This is a genomic window from Geomonas limicola (assembly GCF_014193675.1).
In the GTDB taxonomy this organism is placed as follows: Bacteria; Desulfobacterota; Desulfuromonadia; order Geobacterales; family Geobacteraceae; genus Geomonas; species Geomonas limicola.
Genome location: NZ_BLXZ01000008.1, coordinates 250,607 through 269,820, shown reverse-complemented (window position 1 = coordinate 269,820; position 19,214 = coordinate 250,607). Strand labels below are relative to the sequence as shown.

General features: G+C 61.5%; 18 protein-coding genes. 10 read left to right on the top strand and 8 right to left on the bottom strand.

What is annotated here, in order from left to right; translation table 11 throughout:
• Positions 1-73: 73 nt before the first annotated feature.
• From H7688_RS18855 to H7688_RS18825, 7 genes are all read left to right on the top strand, one after another.
• Positions 74-559, top strand: coding sequence for a chemotaxis protein CheW (locus H7688_RS18855; protein WP_183362760.1), 486 nt, complete (start codon positions 74-76; stop codon positions 557-559).
• 471 nt (positions 560-1,030) lie between these two features.
• On the top strand, positions 1,031-3,253 hold the full coding sequence (locus H7688_RS18850) for a HAMP domain-containing methyl-accepting chemotaxis protein (protein ID WP_246329884.1): 2,223 nt from the start codon (positions 1,031-1,033) through the stop codon (positions 3,251-3,253).
• A gap of 84 nt (positions 3,254-3,337) precedes the next feature.
• Positions 3,338-3,820 carry a chemotaxis protein CheW gene (locus H7688_RS18845; RefSeq protein ID WP_183362759.1) on the top strand — a complete coding sequence of 161 codons (483 nt, stop codon included), beginning with the start codon at positions 3,338-3,340 and terminating at the stop codon, positions 3,818-3,820.
• Between the two features lie 289 nt (positions 3,821-4,109).
• On the top strand, positions 4,110-5,276 hold the full coding sequence (gene lptF / locus H7688_RS18840; protein ID WP_183362758.1) for an LPS export ABC transporter permease LptF: 1,167 nt from the start codon (positions 4,110-4,112) through the stop codon (positions 5,274-5,276).
• Positions 5,273-6,352 carry an LPS export ABC transporter permease LptG gene (gene lptG, locus H7688_RS18835; protein WP_183362757.1) on the top strand — a complete coding sequence of 360 codons (1,080 nt, stop codon included), beginning with the start codon at positions 5,273-5,275 and terminating at the stop codon, positions 6,350-6,352. The genes lptF and lptG overlap by 4 nt, the downstream gene beginning before the upstream one ends.
• Positions 6,353-6,488: 136 nt before the next feature.
• A complete protein-coding gene (locus H7688_RS18830; RefSeq protein WP_246329883.1) occupies positions 6,489-7,403 on the top strand; it encodes a choice-of-anchor Z repeating domain-containing protein in 915 nt (304 codons plus the stop codon).
• 164 nt (positions 7,404-7,567) lie between these two features.
• On the top strand, positions 7,568-7,969 hold the full coding sequence (locus tag H7688_RS18825) for a VOC family protein (RefSeq protein ID WP_183362756.1): 402 nt from the start codon (positions 7,568-7,570) through the stop codon (positions 7,967-7,969).
• A 139-nt stretch (positions 7,970-8,108) separates the two neighbouring features.
• Here the strand turns inward: H7688_RS18825 and H7688_RS18820 are convergent, their stop codons facing one another.
• From H7688_RS18820 to H7688_RS18795, 6 genes are all read right to left on the bottom strand, one after another.
• Positions 8,109-8,825 (bottom strand): cytochrome c biogenesis CcdA family protein, encoded by a 717-nt coding sequence (locus tag H7688_RS18820; protein WP_183362755.1) that lies wholly within the window; start codon positions 8,823-8,825, stop codon positions 8,109-8,111.
• Between the two features lie 39 nt (positions 8,826-8,864).
• Positions 8,865-9,374 carry a TlpA disulfide reductase family protein gene (locus tag H7688_RS18815; protein ID WP_183362754.1) on the bottom strand — a complete coding sequence of 170 codons (510 nt, stop codon included), beginning with the start codon at positions 9,372-9,374 and terminating at the stop codon, positions 8,865-8,867.
• Positions 9,375-10,736, bottom strand: a complete 1,362-nt coding sequence (locus H7688_RS18810) for a sigma-54-dependent transcriptional regulator (protein WP_183362753.1) — start codon at positions 10,734-10,736, stop codon at positions 9,375-9,377.
• A gap of 280 nt (positions 10,737-11,016) precedes the next feature.
• A complete protein-coding gene (locus H7688_RS18805) occupies positions 11,017-11,274 on the bottom strand; it encodes a hypothetical protein (protein ID WP_246329882.1) in 258 nt (85 codons plus the stop codon).
• 238 nt (positions 11,275-11,512) lie between these two features.
• Positions 11,513-12,481 carry a polyprenyl synthetase family protein gene (locus H7688_RS18800; protein ID WP_183362752.1) on the bottom strand — a complete coding sequence of 323 codons (969 nt, stop codon included), beginning with the start codon at positions 12,479-12,481 and terminating at the stop codon, positions 11,513-11,515.
• Positions 12,482-12,907: 426 nt separating this feature from the next.
• Positions 12,908-13,384 carry a hypothetical protein gene (locus H7688_RS18795; RefSeq protein ID WP_183362751.1) on the bottom strand — a complete coding sequence of 159 codons (477 nt, stop codon included), beginning with the start codon at positions 13,382-13,384 and terminating at the stop codon, positions 12,908-12,910.
• Between the two features lie 554 nt (positions 13,385-13,938).
• On the opposite strand from H7688_RS18795, the gene H7688_RS18790 reads away from it, so the two are divergent.
• From H7688_RS18790 to H7688_RS18780, 3 genes are all read left to right on the top strand, one after another.
• Positions 13,939-15,534 (top strand): glucose-6-phosphate isomerase, encoded by a 1,596-nt coding sequence (locus H7688_RS18790; RefSeq protein WP_183362750.1) that lies wholly within the window; start codon positions 13,939-13,941, stop codon positions 15,532-15,534.
• A gap of 302 nt (positions 15,535-15,836) precedes the next feature.
• Positions 15,837-16,844, top strand: coding sequence for a low-specificity L-threonine aldolase (ltaE, locus tag H7688_RS18785; protein WP_183362749.1), 1,008 nt, complete (start codon positions 15,837-15,839; stop codon positions 16,842-16,844).
• Positions 16,845-16,904: 60 nt separating this feature from the next.
• Entirely contained in the window at positions 16,905-17,240 is a 336-nt protein-coding gene (locus tag H7688_RS18780) for a tRNA-binding protein (protein ID WP_183362748.1), read from the top strand.
• 134 nt (positions 17,241-17,374) lie between these two features.
• Here H7688_RS18780 and rsmI read toward each other — a convergent pair whose 3' ends face one another.
• A complete protein-coding gene (gene rsmI, locus H7688_RS18775) occupies positions 17,375-18,226 on the bottom strand; it encodes a 16S rRNA (cytidine(1402)-2'-O)-methyltransferase (protein WP_183362747.1) in 852 nt (283 codons plus the stop codon).
• Between the two features lie 165 nt (positions 18,227-18,391).
• Complete coding sequence (locus H7688_RS18770) at positions 18,392-19,213, bottom strand: NAD+ synthase (RefSeq protein WP_183362746.1); 822 nt, start codon at positions 19,211-19,213, stop codon at positions 18,392-18,394.
• Position 19,214 lies beyond the last annotated feature (1 nt).

The window sequence follows — 19,214 nt, the reverse complement described above, 5'->3', positions numbered from 1 at the left end:
GAGGTTAAGGTCAGGGCTCACGTTCCCCGTACCGGCCTTAACCTCCACTTAACCCTTAACCAAGGAGCGGGACATGAGCACAACAGAATCGGCAGCTGCAAGCACCCAATACCTCACCTTTAAACTCGGTGACGAGATCTTCGCCCTGGACGTGGCCGAAGTGAGGGAGATCCTCGACTTCACCACGGTGACCAAGGTGCCGAGGACGCCTCCCTTCATGCGCGGCGTGATCAACCTGCGCGGCAGTGTCGTCCCGGTCATGGACCTGAGGCTCAAATTCGGCATGAGCGCCACCGAGCAGACCGTGAACAGCTGCATCATCGTGGTCGAGCTCGAGCTCGAAGGGGACCAGGTGGTGATCGGCGTCCTGGCCGACGCGGTGCAGGAGGTGATCGACCTCGAGCCCGAGCAGATCGAGCCGGCGCCGAAGATCGGCACCAAGCTCAACATGGAGTTCATCCTCGGGATGGGCAAGCACAACGGCACGTTCATGATGATTCTCGACATCGACAAGATCTTCCAGGGCTCCGACCTCGAAGTAGAGCAGTCGGCCGCGTAACCAAAGCAGGAATCAACAACCAGGGACCGGGGGCTAGGCGACAGCCGACCCCTCCGGTCCCGTCGCGCTCCTGCGCACTCGTTTCTGGCCCCCGCCATTGGGTAGCGCGGCACCCGTCAATTCCCCCCTCGTCCCTTTCACACGCCAATCCCGCTCCAAGTCCCAGGCAAGCAGCATCCGCACCCCCCCAATCCTTACAAATTCCTACGCCAGCGTCCGGTCAATAACCACATAAAAAACGGATATTTACGGACTTTAGAAAGTATACGCTGTTCCGAAACCGGTTAATGAACCTTGTGCCGACTGTTTTTAACGATGCACTGTCGGTTGCGGTGGCCCGTCGGGCCCGGGTTACGCTCACGAACAGGAGGAGACCAGCGTCACAAGCAACGAGATTCCGGCAACCCGTAGCGAACCTGTTTCTGCCACTGCTCTAGTAGCGACACTATCAACTCCAACACGAGGAAGACTATGAACCTGCTCAACAGCCTCACCATCAGCAAGAAGCTCCTGGCTTCGTTTATGATCCTGGCCGCGCTGACCGCGCTGGTCGGCTTCATCGGCATCAAGAACATGGGTAAGATCAACGATCTGGCCGACCAGATGTACCAGCGCGAGCTCCTGGGGCTTTCCTACATCAAGGAGGCCAACATCGACCTGATCTACCTCGACCGAGCCACCAAGAACCTGATGCTCTCCTCCAGCAAGACCGACCGGGACCTCTACCAGAAGCGGATTGGCGAGTACGAGAAGTTGTACCAGGACAACCTCGCCAAGTCCCGCCCGCTGTTCACCTCGGAGCGCGGCAAGCAGAATCTTGCCAAGCTGGACAAGGCCTGGCAGGAGTACCTTGATGTTCACAAGCGGATGGTGACCCTCGCCCTGAGCGAGCAGCTCGCCCAGAACAGGGCCTCGGTACAGCTTTCAGAATCCGAGGGGCGCGAGAAGGTCAACGTGGTGGATGACCTGTTGACCGATCTGAGTAAGATGAAGGAGGGGAACTCCAAGAAGATCTCCGACGACACCACCCAAATGTACAACGACAGCCGCAGTTTCATGATCGCGCTCATCGTCGGGAGCATCCTCTTCGGCATCGGTGTCGGCCTGTTCCTCTCCCGTAATATCGGCAGCATCCTCAAGTCGCTTCTCGAGGAGTGCCGCCGACTCACCGAGGCCGCGGTCGCCGGCAAACTGGGGACCCGCGGCGAAGCGGACAAGATCAACTTCGAGTTCCGCGGCGTCATCACCGGCATCAACGAAACACTAGACGCCGTCATCGGCCCATTGAACGTCACCGCAGAGTATGTGGATCGCATCTCGAAGGGGGACATCCCGCCCAAGATCACCGATACCTATAACGGCGATTTCAACGAGGTGAAGGTGAACCTCAACAACTGCATCGACAACGTGAACGCGCTGGTGCAGGACGCCAACATGCTGGCCGAGGCAGCTATCGCCGGCAAGCTCGCCACCCGCGCCGACGCCAAGCGCCACCAGGGGGATTTCCAGAAGATCGTCGCCGGCGTCAACGACACCCTCGACGCAGTAATCGGTCCCCTGAACGTGGCCGCCCAGTACGTGGATCGCATCTCCAAGGGGGATGTCCCGCCGCGCATCGTCGAGCAGTACCAGGGGGATTTCAACGAGCTCAAGAACAACCTGAATGTGCTGATCGCCGCCATGGAGACCATCACCAAGGCCGCCCAGGAGATCGCCGGTGGGAACCTCCTTTTGGATATCAAGGAGCGCTCCGAGAAGGACGAGCTGATGAAAGCGCTGGCTGCCATGGTGAAACAGCTTTCCGAGGTGGTGAGCGAGGTGAAGAGCGCCGCCGACAACGTGGCGCAAGGGAGCATGGAGCTTTCCTCCGGAGCCGAGAGCCTTTCACAGGGGGCGAGCGAGCAGGCGGCCTCCGCCGAAGAGGCCTCGTCTTCCATGGAGGAGATGTCGGCCAACATCCGCCAGAACGCCGACAACGCGCTACAGACCGAGAAGATCGCGGTGAAGAGCGCCTCGGACGCCCTCGAGGGGGGCAAGGCTGTGGCCCAGACAGTCAACGCCATGAAGGAGATCGCCGGCAAGATCAACATCATCGAGGAGATCGCGCGCCAGACCAACATGCTGGCCCTCAATGCCGCCATCGAGGCGGCCCGCGCCGGCGAGCACGGCAAAGGGTTCGCCGTGGTGGCAAGCGAGGTGAGAAAACTCGCCGAGAGGAGCCAAGCGGCCGCCGGCGAGATCAGCGAGCTCTCGGTATCCAGTGTCGACGTGGCTGAGAAAGCGGGCGAGATGCTCGCCCAACTGGTGCCGGATATCCAGAAGACCGCCGAACTGGTCCAGGAGATCAGCGCGGCCTCCAAAGAGCAGGACACCGGATCGAGCCAGATCAACAAGGCAATTCAGCAGCTCGATCAAGTCATTCAACAAAATGCCGGAGCTGCCGAAGAGATGTCTTCGACGGCAGAAGAACTCTCCAGCCAGGCCGAGCAGTTGCAGACCACCATCGCCTTCTTCAAGGTGAAGGAAAGTGCCGCTGCCGCCAAGCCGGTGGCCCGTCAGCGTGCCGAGGCGAAACGGGTGGCCACTCCCCAGCACGTCCAGGTTTCCCCCCCCGTGAAGAAACAGGCGGTCGCGGGTCACGCCTTCAGCCTGGAGGAGAGCGACGGCCAGGACTCGGCATTCGAAAAGTACTGACAAGGCAGGAGAAACGGTTGAGGTCGAGAGGTGCCTTGGACCGCCTTCGGCCTCAACCCCCATCCTTTTAAAAAGGAGCACGACATGAGCGGAGCAGAAATCGCAGTGGCAAGCACCCAGTACCTGACCTTCCGGCTCGGCGAGGAGACCTTCGCGCTGGACGTGGCGGAGGTGCGGGAGATTCTCGACTTCACCACGGTGACCAAGGTGCCGAGGACCCCCTCCTTCATGCGCGGCGTGATCAACCTGCGCGGCAGCGTGGTTCCGGTCATGGACCTGAGGCTCAAGTTCGGCATGAGCGCCACCGAGCAGACCGTGAACAGCTGCGTCATCGTAGTGGAGCTTACCATTGAGGACGACCAGGTGGTGGTCGGCGTCCTGGCCGACGCCGTGCAGGAGGTGATCGACCTCGAGCCCGAGCAGGTCGAGCCGGCACCCAGGATCGGCACCAGGCTCAACATGGAGTTCATCGTCGGGATGGGCAAGCACAACGGCGGCTTCATGATGATCCTGGACCTGGACAAGATCTTCCAGAGTTCCGACCTGGCCACCGACGAGGCGGCGTAAAGGCAGGGGCTACAATAACAGGGGCTAGGGACTGGGGGCTGGGGACCAGGGGGAAACCTCTCGCCTCCAGTCTCGTCTCCAGCCGAAGAGCCACAAGCCTCACGCTCCCGCATCCAGAAGCTGTACTAGCCCGGAAAGCCCCTCATCCCTGGTGCCGTTTCCCGTCTTTAGCCTTTCCCTAGTCCCTAGTCCCTAGTCCCTAGCCCCTAGTCCCCAGTCCCCAGTCCCTGCCTCTCCCCCTGCCTCTCTCCTTTACTTCCCCCGCCATCTCATGTATCATCCTGGATTCATGAGAAAGACCCTGAACACGTATATTTTCAAGGAGATACCACCCCCCTTCCTGGTCGGGATGTTCACGTTCACCTTCGTGCTCCTGATGGGGAGGTTCCTCAAGCTCGCCGAGATGGTGGTGGAAAAAGGGGTTCCCTTCTCCGACGTGCTCTGGATGGTCATCTACCTGCTCCCCTCCTTCTGGCTCTTCACGATCCCCATGGCGCTCCTGCTCGCCATCCTGCTCGCCTTCGGCCGGCTCTCCGGCGACAGCGAGATCACCGCAATGAAAAGCTGCGGCATCAGCCTCTACGGGATGCTGCCGCCTCCCATGATCTTCTCCCTGTTCGCCTGCGCCGCCTGCCTGTGGGTCACCGTCTACGCCGTCCCCTGGGGCAACAGCTCCTTCAAGAAGCTGGTCATCAACGTGGCCCAGGCCAGCGCCGGGGTGGTCATCAAGGAAAAGGTCTTCAACGACGCCTTTCCCGGCATGGTGATCTACGCCGACATCTTCATGCAGAAGGGACAGACCATGAGCGGGATCGTGATTCACGACGAGCGCGACCCGAAGGAGCCCGCGACCATCTTCGCCAAATCGGGCGCCCTGTTGACCGATCCCCAGGCCCACGCCATCGAGTTCCACCTGAACGACGGCAGCATCCACCGCTCCACCGAGGCCGGCAACTACCGTATGGTGGACTTCCACGAGTACAACCTCAGGGTCTCGCTGGCCAAGCCGGGGGGGAACCAGAACAAGAGCGAAGAGGAGATGACCCTCGACGAGCTGATCCGCCCGCCGGCGGGACGCTACAAGCCGAAGGAGCTCCTCTCGATGCAGCTCGAGTACCACAGCCGCCTCGCGCTCCCCTTTGCCTGCATCGTCTTCACCCTGCTCGCCATGCCGCTGGGGATCCAGAACCGCCGCTCCGGCAAGGCCGCCGGCTTCTCCCTGAGCATCGGTGTGCTCCTGCTCTACTACGTCGCCCTCTCCGCCTTCAAGGCCCTGGGTGAGCGCCAGCTGTTGGCGCCGGTCGCCGCCTGCTGGGCGCCCAACCTGCTCTTTTTGCTCCTGGGGGCCTACCTGTTCCACAAGACCGCCAGCGAGCAACCACTCCCCTTCACCGAGAGCTACGCCCGGCTGAGCGCCCTCATCAAGGCACGCTTCGCCAGGAAGGGGGCGCGATGAGGATCCTCACCCGCTACGTGGCCCAGGCCTACCTGAAGATGCTCGGACTCTGCCTGGGTGCCTTCATCGCCATCTACCTGGTGGTCGACTTCATGGAGAAGATCGCCCGCTTCACCCGGCATGGCGCCCACTGGTACCACATCGCCGCGTTCTTCGTGGCGAAGACCCCGGAGATCGTGAGCCAGGCAGCCCCCTTGGCCGTACTGATGGCCACCCTGCTCACCCTGGGAACCCTCTCGATGAACAGCGAGCTCACCGCCATGCGCAGCTGCGGGGTGAGCCTGTGGCGCATCACCGCCCCGATCCTGTGCATCGCCTTTCTGGTGAGCGTTTTGAGCCTGTTCCTGGGCGAGCTGGTGCTCCCCCGGAGCTATGCCGAACGGACCTACATCCAGGAGGTGCTCATCGAGAAGAAGGGCCCGAGCATGTACTTCCGCCAGCACAACATCTGGCACCGCGAGGAGGGGCTCATCCTCAGGGCGAGCCTCTTCGATCCCGCCAGCCAGTCCCTCAAGGGGGTGACGCTCTGGCAGCTCAAGGACGGCGGCGAGCCGGTGCAGCGCACCGACGCGGACTCCGGCGTGCTCGGCGCCAGCGGCTGGACCCTGATAAACGCCCAGGTGCGCGACTTCCAGGGGGGCGAGGTGGCGCAGACCCGCCGTTTCCCGACCCTCAAGGTACCGCTCAAGCTGAAACCCGACGACCTGAAGGTGCTCGGCAAGTACTCGGACAGCATGACCATCATTGAGCTCAGGCGCTACTGCGACAAACTCAGGGCCGGCGGCTACGACCCGACCCGCTACCTGGCGCAAATGCACAGCCGCTTCTCGCTCCCCTTCGGCTGCGCCATCATGTCCTTCCTCGGCATCCCGTTCGCCCTCAGGGGGGGGCGCACCAGCGGCATCGCCATGGGGATCGGCCTATCCCTGGGGATCGGTTTTCTCTACGTGATCGTCAACTCGGTGATCATCTCCTTCGGCCAGGTCGGGCTACTCCCCCCGATGGTGGCAGCCTGGGCCACCAACTTCATCTTCCTCCTGATCGGCGCCTGGCTCTCGCTCACCCTGGATCGTTGACAACCCGAGGGCAAATGATCTAATTAAGCCTGTGAGGGGATCTGGCTCAGTCCAAGAGCGGCATTCGACCTCCTCGCTGAAACCGGTGCAGTTACGGCAGGTTCCGTTGGCAGGGCCACCACAGGGAGGGAGCGCCGTGAACCGTTTTTCGATCAGCATCCTCATGATTTGCCTCTTCTTTGCGGCTACCTGCTTCGCGCAGGGTCCTCCCGGCGCTGCCCCCCCCCGTAAAGGGGGGGCGACCTCAGAGGCGAAGCTCCCGCCACTCACCGTTTTGAGCATCATCCCCGCGCAAGGCGAACCGGGCACCGCCGTCACCCTCAGCGGCACCGGGTTCACCACCGGCACCGCGGCCTGGCTCGGCACCCAGGAGCTTCCCACCACGGTACTCGGACCGAAGGTACTGAGCGTGGTACTCCCCGAACTCCCTGCCGGCGTCTACGCCCTCTACCTGAAGCGCGAAGACAACGCCACGAGCCGCGCCTACAACTTCAACCTGCAGCCGGTGAAACCCGTGGCCTCGAACCTGCTCCCGGAAACCGTCACGATCTGCGCGTCGGGGCGGGAGCGCGAGGTGGTGCTGAGCGGCACCAACTTCCAGCCCAACAGCAAGATCCTTTTGGATGGTGCCGCGGTCGGAACCCGGGTCATCTCCGGCAACGCCCTCTCCTTCATGGCACCGCAACTCGCCCCGGGCCTGCACCAGGTGCAGGTACTCAACCCGCCCGAGGCGCTCTCCGGGACGCTTGCGCTCTTTCTCGACTCGCGCCCCGAGATCCTCGGGGTAGCGGTAGGGAGCGATTTCGTAAGCTATTACGAGCTGGTGATCACGGGGAGGAACTTCCTGCAGAACTCGGTCCTGGTCGCCGACGGCACCCGGGTCGGGACCCGCGGCCCTGCGGTGGGCGACCGCGACAACCTGGTCTACCGGGGGTGCAACCAGATCGTCTACCAGCGCCACCCCTACGACCCTTCCCCGAAGGACATCCGGCTCCAGGTGGTAAACCAGAACGGCGAAGAGAGTAACCTCTACACCATCAGCGCGCCGTGAGTGGGGCCGGGAGAGAAGGGGACCAGCGTCACCTGGCCGAGTGGCGCCGGGGCAACGGAAACGGCGTCGGGTAGTAGGACCTGACGGGGAATGAGCCGTGCAGCGCAGGCCGGTTGTCCCGCGTGAACAGCTTGGGGGGAGAACGCAGGAAGAACGGGGGGTTCGTGGCAGGGATTCTGCGGTCCATCCAGCTCTCGGTTGCCGATCTCGACACCACCGAGGCCTTTTACGGAGGCATCCTGGACCTGCCGGTACAGCGGGCACTGACCTCGTTCGGGGCGCCCGAACATCTGCTGCTTTCGGTGGGGGAGGCGAAGATCATCTTTGTGGAGCAGGAAGAGGTCTCCCGGCGTCACCCCATCCTGGGGGCCCGTTTGCAGGCCTTCCCGGTGGGGGTGGGGATGACCCTGCACTTCGAAGTCGAGGGGATCGAGGATATCTACCAGGAACTTCTCGAGGAGGAACTCGAGGTGCTCTACCCCCCGGAGCTGAAACCCTACGGCACCCGGGAGCTTTGGTGCTTCGACCCGGACGGCTACCTGGTGGTACTCGAGGAGGCCGTGTAGCAGGCGCTGGCAGCTCGGCTACAAAAAAACCGTTGTTCGCTCCGCGTCGGGTTGCAAACACCCCGCTCGGTAGCGAACAACGGTTTTTCCGTTTTATCACCCACTCGACCGCTCAACCACTCGAGGACTCTTCCCCTGGCTACTCTCCGAAGATTCCGCTCAGGTACCGGCTCAAAATGGTGAGGTAGTTGAAGTAGATGAGCACACCCACCACGACCATCAAAATCCCGGTGAAGATCTCGAAGAGGCGGATGTGCCGCTTGAAGCGCCTGAAGAAGACCAGGAACTGGTGCATGGCGAGTGCGGCGAGGAAAAACGGGATGGCGAGTCCCATCGAGTAGGTCAGCAGCAACAGTACGCCGCGTCCCTCGGTGGCCGCCACGGCCAGGATGGTGGCGAGGATCGGGCCGATACAGGGGGTCCAGCCGGCGGCAAACACCACCCCGACGATGAAACTCCCGAGGTAGCCGGCAGGCTTGCGGTGCAGGGTCAGCTTCTTTTCACCCAGGAGCATCCCGATGTCGAAGAGCCCCGAGACATGGATACCGAAGACGATGATCAGGATGCCGCCCACGCGCCGGATCGCCGTCTTGTGTTCGTGCAGGAAATCGCCCAGGAAGCTCGCGGAGGCCCCCAAGAGGACGAACACGCAGGTGAACCCGGCGATGAAGAGCAGGGAATGGATGATGGTCTGCCGACGCACCTGGTGACTGGGATGCTCGGCCTGCAGGTCGGCAAAAGAAAGCCCCGTGATGTAGGTGATATAGGAGGGAATGAGCGGCAGGACGCAGGGCGACAGAAACGACAAAAGGCCCGCGACAAAGGCGCCCACCAGGGTGATGTTGGTGCTTTCCATACCTATTCCTCCGACCGGCTGCGGCAGACAGCGCAGGGTCTATTTTTCCTTAGCCAGTTGGTCCAGCGCCGCCAGAACCTGCGGGTCGCTCCAGTCCATGGCTCCTACCACCTTCTTGACCACGACCCCCTTGGGGTTGACCACGAAGGTCTCGGGGACCCCGGTAGTACCGTAGAGCCTGGAGACGGCACCATCGGTATCCAGCAGGGCCGGGAGCACGTTGCCGCTTTTCTGGAAGAAATCTACCACCGCCTTCTTGCCACCCTCGTCGACCGAGATGGCCAGGAGCTGGAAGGGCTTGCCCTGCATGGCCTGGGTCATGCGCGCCATCGAGGGGATCTCTTCCCGGCAGGGGGGGCACCAGGTGGCCCAGAAGTTGACCAAGACCACCTTCCCTTTCAACGAGGAGAGTTGGACCGGGTTGCCCGACAGGTCCTTCAGGGTGAAATCGGGAGCCGGCTTTCCTTCGGCGGCGACCTCCTGGCGCTTGGTGCACCCGAAGGCGAGGCTGAGCGCCAACAGCATGAGTACCACGATGCGTCCCTTCATCTACTTCCTCCCCGGCTGTGTGATGTGGTATTTTTCCATCCTGTAAATCAGGGTGTGGCGCGGAATGCGCAGGAAGCGCGCCGCGGCAGTCTGGTTCCAGTCGCACCGGTTCAGCGCCTCGAGTACCACCTCCCGCTCCAGCAGCTCCAGCGAATACCCCCCCGGCGGCAGGCGCAGCACCCCGCCTTCCGACTTTTCACCCGAGGCAGAAAACTTCTCCGGAAGCTCCTCCACTCCGATCTCGTCCCCTTCCCGCATGATGAGCAGGCGCTCCACGGTATTTTCCAGTTCGCGCACGTTGCCCGGCCAGGGGTACTGCTTGAGCAGTTCCAGCGCCTGCTTGCTGAAGGTCACCGAACTGCCGCCGAACTTGCCGCAGAAGTAACGCACCAGAAGCGGGATGTCCTCCACCCGCTCGCGCAAGGGGGGGAGCCGCAGGGGAATCACCGAGAGCCGGTAGTAGAGGTCGTCGCGGAAGCGTCCCTCACCGATTGCCTTCTCGAGATCGGCATTGGTGGCGGCCACCACCCGGACATCGATCCGGTTCACGCTGGTGCCCCCGACCGGCTCGAGTACCCGCTCCTGCAGAACCCGCAACAGCTTGGGCTGCAGCTCGAGCGGCAGGTCACCCACCTCGTCCAGGAAGATGGTCCCGCCGTCGGCCAGCTGGAACTTGCCGTCCTTGTCCCGGATCGCACCGGTGAAGGCGCCTTTTACGTGGCCGAACAGTTCGCTTTCCAGGAGGTCGCGCGGGATCGCCGCGCAGTTCACCGCGATGAAGGGTCCGCTGCGGCGCGAGCTTCCGGAATGGATGGCGCGCGCCACCAACTCCTTGCCGGTCCCGGATTCCCCGGTAATGAGGACGGTAGCCTCGGTATCGGCCACCTTGCGCACCACCGAGAAGACTCCGTCCATGGCACGCGAGGTGCCGACGATGCTCTTGAACTCAGCCCGTCCGGAAAGCTCCTCCTTGAGCAGGCGGTTTTCCTCGGAGAGCCCCCGCAGCTGCAGGGCCTTTTGTACGGTGAGTTTCAGCTCGTCACGGTTGAACGGTTTGGTGAGATAGTCGAAGGCGCCAAGCTTCATGGCCTCGACGGCGGTATCTATGGCGCCGAAGGCGGTGAGCACGATGACCACGGTGCCCGGCGAGCGCTCCTTCACGGCGGAGAGAAGCTGGAATCCCGTCATCCCCGGCATCTTCAGGTCGGTGATCACCAGGGCCGGCGCACGTTCCTCGAAGAGCCTCAGGCCGCTTTCACCGTCAGCCGCGGCAAATACCTCGTACCCTTCCTGCTGCAGGTTGTACTCCAGCACGCGGCGCAGCGAGCTGTCATCGTCGATGATGAGAATTCTGGCGGTCATGGGGGTCCGGTCTCATTGGAGAAAGTGGTTCCGCTACAGATCCAGATCAATTTTTAACCGATTACTGGGATCAGGGCAACCTCTTTTATAATGAATCGGGACCTTTCGGTGAGTCATTCTCGGGAGCTGAGCGTCCCAACGTGGCGGCAGGAGGTTCTGGGGCGGGTTCGTGCGGGGCGAAAAAAAATGAGCCCCGCTCGGAGTACGTCAGAGCGAGCGAGGCCAACCTGCCGTGGCGGCAGGGCAGGAGCAACGGGTGGACCGAACTTCTCGGTCCGACTTAGCGCTTGGGTTTGGTTCTCCGGCAATAACCGAGATAGCTTTGGGTAAGCTCTCGGGTCCCCAGAGCCAAGGGGAGCAACCCTTCATGCTTCTTCAAAGTTTCCGGTACCGAAGGGCCATCGGTGATGATGACGTCGCTTTCGCTCAGGCAGGTCTTTGCGAAGTAACGCCCGGCAGTACTGCAGAAAACGTTGATCTGGAATGTTTCTCCATTCAACTCCAACTCAGACGAGTGCAGCAGCATCTCTTCGTCCACGTCCCCCCCCGGCCAACAATCATTAGAAAACATCCGTTTACACGGCAGCAAAAAACACGCCAGCGAGAGCTGCAAACGTGGCATTTTCTGACGAGACGGGGGAAATAGGCGACAGCCCTGAAGTTACTGAATACAGAACTTCAACGAGAGACTTAAAATGTGAGAGCACTAATGCTAAAGATGCGTTTTTGGTGGGGATTTTTTGACAGGGTCGGTTAAATGACGAGGTGCCGGCTCGTCATTTAACGCGCGTCACCACGTATTCGGCGAGCTCGGCGAGCGCTTCGCGAGCCACGGACGCAGGGAAGCACTCCAGGTGCTTTTTGCACTGGGCGACATGGTCGCGGGCGGTCGCGATGGTGTGTTCGATCCCCCCGTAGCGTTGCACCAGGGCAAGGACCTTGGCGAAATCTTCGTCGGAGAGGAGTTCCTTGTCGACGACGTTCGAGATGACCTCGCGCTCGTCGGCGCTGCAGTTCTTCAGGGTGTGGATGAGCGGCAGGGTGATCTTGCCCTCTTCGAGGTCGTGACCGATGCTCTTGCCGAACTGCTCTTCGCTGGCGGTGTAGTCGAGGGTGTCGTCCATCAACTGGAAAGCGATCCCCAGCTCCATCCCGTAAGCGGCGAGAGCGGACTGCTGTTCCAGCGCGGCGCCGCCCAGGATGGCGCCCACTTCGCAGGCGGCCGAGAGGAGGATCGCGGTCTTGCAGCGCACCACGTCGATGAAGCGCTCCACGGTGATGTCGAGATCGCTGGTCACCACGAGCTGCAACACCTCCCCCTCGGCAATGATGGTGGTGGCGTCGGCGAGGACCTTCAGGATGCGCAGGTCGCCGTCACGCACCATGAGGGAGAAGGACTTGGAGAACAGGAAGTCGCCGACCAGCACCGATGCCTCGTTGCCCCACAGGGTGTTGGCGGAGGCAAGACCGCGGCGCAGGTTCGCATTGTCGACGACGTCGTCGTGCAGCAGGGTTGCCGTGTGGATGAACTCGACCACGCTTGCCAGGGGGACGCTTCTGTCACCCTGGTAACCGCAGAGCTTGGCAGCCAGAAGCACCAGGGCCGGACGGATTCGCTTGCCGCCGCTGGAAAGCACGTACTCGCCCACTTTGCGGATCAGGGGAACATCCGACTGCAGGTCCTTTTTGAACTGCAGTTCTACGTTTTTCAGGTCTTCCCCAATAAGGGCAAGTGCTGCATCCATAACAGGCCTCGGTTCTTTAGAAAGGCGCACCTCCCACCGAAGCAACACCGTGTAGTATCGGTGTTTCCGGCGGGGTAGGGAAGCCATATATCAATCGGGATCGACGGGGCACTGTAGCAAATCCCACCTTATTATTCAAGGCATTTCGACAAGGTAGAACGTCTACGGCACGCCTCTGGCATAATCCGGGATCGCGTAAAAAGAAGGTCGAGCGCGCAACTCGTCACGGGGGACATCGCTGTCAACCGGAGGGGTCGGGCGACTGAATGTTTCGCTACCATAAAACGGCGGATGGGAATCGCAACGTGAGGTGGGGACAAGGGGGGAAGGAGAAAACCTCGAGTAATAGGTGTGTTGAGGTTAAGGTTGAGGTCCCGGCCGGAAAACCCGGTCAACCTCAACCTCAACCCTGCAGGTAACCTGCCGTTACGCCGCCTTTTGCTCCTGCTGCAAGAGACCGCACCGTTTAAGTTCCTTCTCCAGTTTCATCCTGGTGATCCCCAGTGCGCGGCAGATGCTTTCGCTGTCGCAGCTGTAGCGATCCATGGCCATGAGGAGCAACGCCTTTCGCAAGGAGATGGAGAGTTTGTCCATGACGTGCTCCGTCGCGGTGGCACTGATCAGGGTAAAAAGGGGTTGCAGATTACTCTCGAAGAGCCTTGCGCTCTCCTCCACATGCGGATTGTTGTCCACTCTCATAGCGTTCACCCTCACCATATTCGCCGCTATATCGGCCATATTTTCCTTGACGAAGCTCAAGGTATCCCAGTCGTTTTCCACGGTCAGCACGGCGCTTGGTCCACCGTAATCAGCAGGGAGGCTCTTTTTGGTCAGTACCACCTCGAGCGCACGGTACTGGTAGGCACCAGCCCGGTGATTCGAATCCTTGCATCTGTGTCCCATGATCGCCTCCTCTTCTGGTTCTGGTAGATTTCTGCCGGCCGAGGACTCGCCGCAGTGATCATTGCGCAGCCTCGTGGAGGATTGCTGCCAGCGTTTTTGCTTGCCGCATTCTCCCCTATTACAACAGCCATACCAGCCGGTCGCCGTTCTTCATTATTTTTGCAAGCTATTGATAATTCAAGCCTTTGACTGACACCGAAGGCGCAGGCAGCAATCCGGACCAGCTTCAAAACTTGTTCACGAGGTGCACAGGATCGGTACATATCGGGAATTACTGCGCATTTTCGAATACTTATACAGCGCAAGCATTTCATGAACTTCAGCAGGCTTTGAACAGCGTCTCAGGGCCTCCCGGACACTTGAACAAAAACTAATCTGTGTTATCATGCCCCGACGCACATGAGGAACACAGTGCCCCCTTCACGAGGCTGAGTTCGCGGAAAACCTGGTAGTGGCAGGTGTCGGACCGCCGGTAACGGTGACAGGGGAGCAGCTAACATCTAATGAGAAGGATTCACCAGATACGAGTACCTACTGGCGGCACGGAGGAGACCATGGAAAAGTTGCAGCTTTGGGAGCGCTTCAAGGACCGGCTCTACGCGGATGCGGAAACCGGCCTAGTGCTCGATACCAGCCGTATGAACTATCCCGCCGATTTCTTTGCGGAGATGGAGCCCAGGCTGCAGAAGGCGTATGCCGAGATGGCCGAGTTGGAAGGCGGAGCGATTGCCAACCCCGATGAGAACCGGATGGTCGGGCACTACTGGCTGCGCGCAGCAGAACTGGCCCCCACTCCCGAGTTGGCCGAGGAGATTACCGGGACCCTCGCCTCCGTGAAGGCCTTTGCGCACTCGGTGCACTCCGGGAACATCAAGGCACCCGACGGCGGCCGGTTCACCCATTCTCTGGTGGTCGGCATCGGTGGTTCGGCGCTGGGGCCGCAGTTCGTGGCAGACAGCCTGGGAAACGCCGGGGACCCGATGCGCCCATTTTTCTTCGACAATACCGATCCTGACGGTATGGATCGGGTGATTGCGGAGATCGGTCCCGCCCTTCCCCAGACCCTGGTGGTGGTCATCTCGAAAAGCGGCGGCACCAAGGAAACCCGCAACGGCATGGTGGAGGCGCAGCTTGCCTTTCAAAGGGCCGGTCTCAACTTCGCCGCCCATGCCGTCGCCGTGACCGGCGTCGACAGCGAACTGGACCGGACCGCCTCACAGCAGAGGTGGCTGGCGCGCTTCCCGATGTGGGATTGGGTCGGCGGGCGCACCTCGGTGACCTCGGCAGTGGGCCTTTTGCCTGCGGCCCTTCAGGGGATCGACGTGGACCGGATGCTGGCAGGCGCCCGACTCTGCGATGTCAGCACCCGCCGCACCGCCACCAAGGAGAACCCCGCCGCCCTTTTGGCGCTTTCCTGGTTCCACGCCACCCAAGGCAAAGGGGCCAAGGATATGGTGATCCTCCCCTACAAGGACCGCCTGCTCCTCTTCTCTCGCTACCTGCAGCAGCTCATCATGGAGTCGCTGGGCAAAGAGAAGGACCTGGACGGCCAGGTGGTACTGCAGGGGATCACCGTGTACGGCAACAAGGGGTCAACCGACCAACACGCCTACGTGCAGCAGTTGCGTGAAGGTGTACCGAACTTCTTTGCCACCTTCATCGAAGTCCTCAAGGACCGTCCCGGTGCCTCCAGCCAGGTCGAACCGGGCGCCACCACGGGGGATTACCTCTCCGGCTTTTTCCAGGGGACGCGGACCGCGCTCTACGAAAGCGGCAGGGAGTCGGTCACCATCACGGTCCCCGGGGTGGACCCCTTCACGGTGGGCGTGCTCATTGCCCTCTATGAGCGGACCGTTGGGCTCTACGCCACGCTCATCAACGTGAACGCCTACCACCAGCCCGGTGTGGAAGCGGGCAAGAAAGCGGCCGGAACCGTACTCAAGCTGCAGGCCGAGATCCTGGAGCTTATGCGCAGCCAGAACAGCCGCGCCTTCACCTGCGAGGAATGCGCGCTCGCCCTGGCACGCCCCGAGGAGGTGGAGACCGTCTATCTCATCCTGCGCCATCTCTCGGCCAACCCGGACCATGGGGTAACCATGACCCCCGCGGACCGGCCCTGGGAGAGTCGTTTCGCGATGAAACAGGGATAAAACGGGTAAGACAACAGGGATGAACAGGATGAAGGGGATAACACCAAAAACTCTTGGGCATTATCCCTTTCATCTTGTTCATCCCTGCTGGTTTTTTTGTTGCCAACTCCGCCCGCTTCCGGTATTGGAAAGGTGGGTTGAGGTTTCAGCTGTTTAGGCGCACCGCCCGGCGGCACGCGCAGCAACGATAGAAGGGACCGGCACCTGAGGCGCCGGTCCTTTTTTCTTGCACGGCAGGTCCTTTCCGCCGGACGCCGGACCACCGTCCCCACAACACAACTAACCGCCACACGAGGAGATCAATGAAACAGATCGATCTGAGAAGCGATACCGTAACCCGCCCCTCCCAGGAAATGCTCAAGGTCATGGCCCAGGCCGAGGTGGGCGACGATGTCTATGGCGAGGACCCGACGGTTAACCGGCTCCAGGAGCTGGCGGCAGAGATGCTCGGCAAGGAAGCCGCCCTGTTCGTCCCCAGCGGCACCATGAGTAACCTTCTCTCGCTGTTGACCCACTGCGGCCGTGGCGACGAGTACATCGCCGGCCAGGAGGCCCACATCTACCGCTGGGAGGGTGGCGGCGGAGCCATCTTCGGCGGCATCCAGCCCCAACCGCTCGACTTCGAGCCCGACGGCAGCCTCGATCTGGGTAAGGTTTCCCGCGCTGTTAAGTCCCCGGATCACCATCACGCTGTGACCCGGCTGCTCTGCCTGGAAAACACCCAGGGCGGCCGCGTGCTGCCGCTTCCCTACCTGGCCGAGGCCGAGCGCTGCGCCCGCAGTCACGGCCTTTCTCTGCACCTGGACGGCGCCCGCGTCTTCAACGCCGCCGTGCACCAGGGAGTGGCGGTCACCGAAATCGCCAAACACTTCGACACCGTCTCGGTCTGCCTCTCCAAAGGGTTGGGGGCACCGGTAGGCTCCGTATTGTGCGGCAGCGCCGCCTTCGTCGACCGTGCACACCGTTGGCGCAAGGTGGCCGGCGGCGGCATGAGGCAGGCGGGCATCCTGGCCGCAGCAGGGATCTACGCCTTGAAGCACAACGTGGAGCGTTTGGCCGAGGATCACCAAAACGCCCAAGCCTTGGCCGACGGACTTTCCAGAATCAAAGGCCTGAGCGTCAGCCCCGCCAACACCAACATCCTCTTCGTCACCCCTCCGGCGGGAACCGCTGCCAAGCTGCGCGAGGAACTGGGGCGTCAGGGAATTCTGCTGGGTGGCGGCGACTGCATCCGCCTGGTCACCCACCTCGACGTGAGTGCAGCAGACGTCGAGCGCACCATAGCCGCATTCAGAAGTTTCTTCAGCTGAGACGCGGTGGACCCGTTAGGATCTGACGATATGAAAGGCTGGGGCTAAAAGGGAGATGAGATGGCAGAAATAACCTGGGATGATTTCGAGCGGGTGGAACTGCGGGTGGGGACGATTCTGGAGGTGGAGGAGTTTCCGGAGGCACGCAACCCGGCGTACAAGCTGCGGGTGGATTTCGGGGAAGCGGGGATCAGGAAATCCAGCGCCCAGATCACCAGGCTCTACAGCCGCGAGGAACTGGTCGGCAAACAGGTGATCGGTGTCGTCAACTTTCCGCGTAAGCAGATCGGCCGATTCTTCTCCGAGGTGCTCATAACCGGCTTCCCCGACGAAAACGGCGCCATCGTCCTCGCCGTCCCAGAGCGCCCGGTCCCCAACGGCGCAAGATTGGCGTAAAGGCAGGGGCTAGGGGCTAGGGCTGTTCTTTCACCTCTTTGGAAATCAACAAAAAAGGCAGGCGCCATTTCGGCGACCTGCCTTTTCTCATCTTGTATTTGCCGTTCCCTAGTCCCTAATCCCTAATCCCTGCTTCATTCCACAGCCCCTAGCCCCTGCTTCATCTTCAGCGCCTCGGCGTACACCGTGCTCTTCGGCAGGCCCGTTTCCTCGGTCACCTTCTTCACCGCATCCTTCAGCGAATACTCTCCCGAGGCCAGATACTTGGCCAGCAACTCTTCCATCTGCGGCGTATCCGGCAGGGCTTCCTCGGTACTCGGGGCGACCAGGATCGCCACCTCACCTTTCAGCTCCCTCCGTTCAGCCTCAGCTATGACATCAGAGATTTTGCCGCGCAGGAACTCCTCGTAGAGCTTGGTGAGTTCGCGCGCCAGGACGATCTCGCGATCCCCCAGGATTTCCAGCATGTCCTTCAACGTGGCGAGCAGACGCTTGGGGGCCTCGTAGAAGATGATCAGTCCGGGCAGGGTCACCAGCGACTCCAGCTTCTCGCGCCGTCTCCCCGCCCGGTTCGAAAGGAATCCGGCAAAGGTGAAGAGATCCGACGGTAGGCCGGATGCCGAGAGCGCCGTGATGGCGGCGCAGGCGCCGGGGATCGGTACCACGGTGACGCCGGCAGCAGCCGCGTCTCGGGTCAGCTGGTACCCCGGATCCGAAACGCAGGGGGTTCCGGCGTCGGTAACCAGCGCCACGTTCAGGCCGTTGAGCAGCCTATCAAGCACGTAGCTCCCCTTCACTTCCTTGTTGTGGTCGAAGTACGAGGTGAGCGGCCGGGAGATGCCGAAGTGCGTCAAGAGCTTGCGGGTGTGGCGGGTATCCTCTGCAGCGATCAGGTCCGCCTCCTTGAGGATGCGCAGCGCGCGCAGCGTGATGTCTTCGAGGTTGCCAATCGGTGTGGCTACGATGTAGAGAGTTCCAAATGACATAAAATCCTTTTTTTGCCCCGGAAGTACGGAGGTCATGGAGAGTACTTCAAAGCGAAGAGGGACATTAAAACAAAAGGGGAAAGGCAGTACCTGACAAGGTCGGTTCGGCCTTTCCCTTCGTTAGGTTTTCTCCGTGTGCTCCGTGTCTCCGTGGCAAAGTTACCGTTACTTGCCCCAATCCCGCGCGTAGCGGAAGTCGCGGTCGATGGTGCGGTTGGAAACCTTGGCGATCACCGGGAGCCGGCGCTTGAAGTGCGAGCCCTGGACCTTGCGCTGCACGTTATCGATGAAGTCGGCGGCAAAACCCGCCTCAATCAGCTCCTCGCGAGTCATGCGCTGGTCCACCATGCGGTAGAGCAGTTCGTCGGCGTCGCGGTAACTGAAGCCGAGTTCCTGCTCGTCGGTCTGCCCGGCCCACAGGTCGGCCGACGGCTTCTTCTCGATCACCTCGTGCGGCACCCCCATGGCTTCGGAGAGTGCCCATACCTGCGACTTGTAGATGTCGCCGATCGGGTTCAAGGCGCTGGCCATGTCGCCGTGCAACGTGCCGTACCCCAGGAGGAGTTCGGTCTTGTTGCTGGTCCCCAGCACCAGGCCGCCCACCGCGGCAGAGTGATCGTACAGGATGGTCATGCGCTCGCGGGCCATCTTGTTGCCGCGCCTCATGTTGTCGGCATCCGGCACCAGCCCGAAATAGGCGTCGACCATCGGGGTTATCTCGATGACCTTGTAGTTTATCCCCAACGCGTCCGCCACCAGCTTGGCGTGCGCCTCGCTCTCGGGGTTACTGGTCTTGTAGGGCATGGTATAGGCGTAGACGTTTTCCGGCCCGAGCGCCTCGGCCGCGATGAAGGCCACCAGCGCGGAGTCGATGCCTCCTGAGAGCCCGAGTACCCCTTTTTTCACCCCAACCTTGTACACCTCGTCGCGCACGAAGCCGACCAGCATCTTGCGCAACAGCGTGGTATTCACCGATAACGCGCCCATC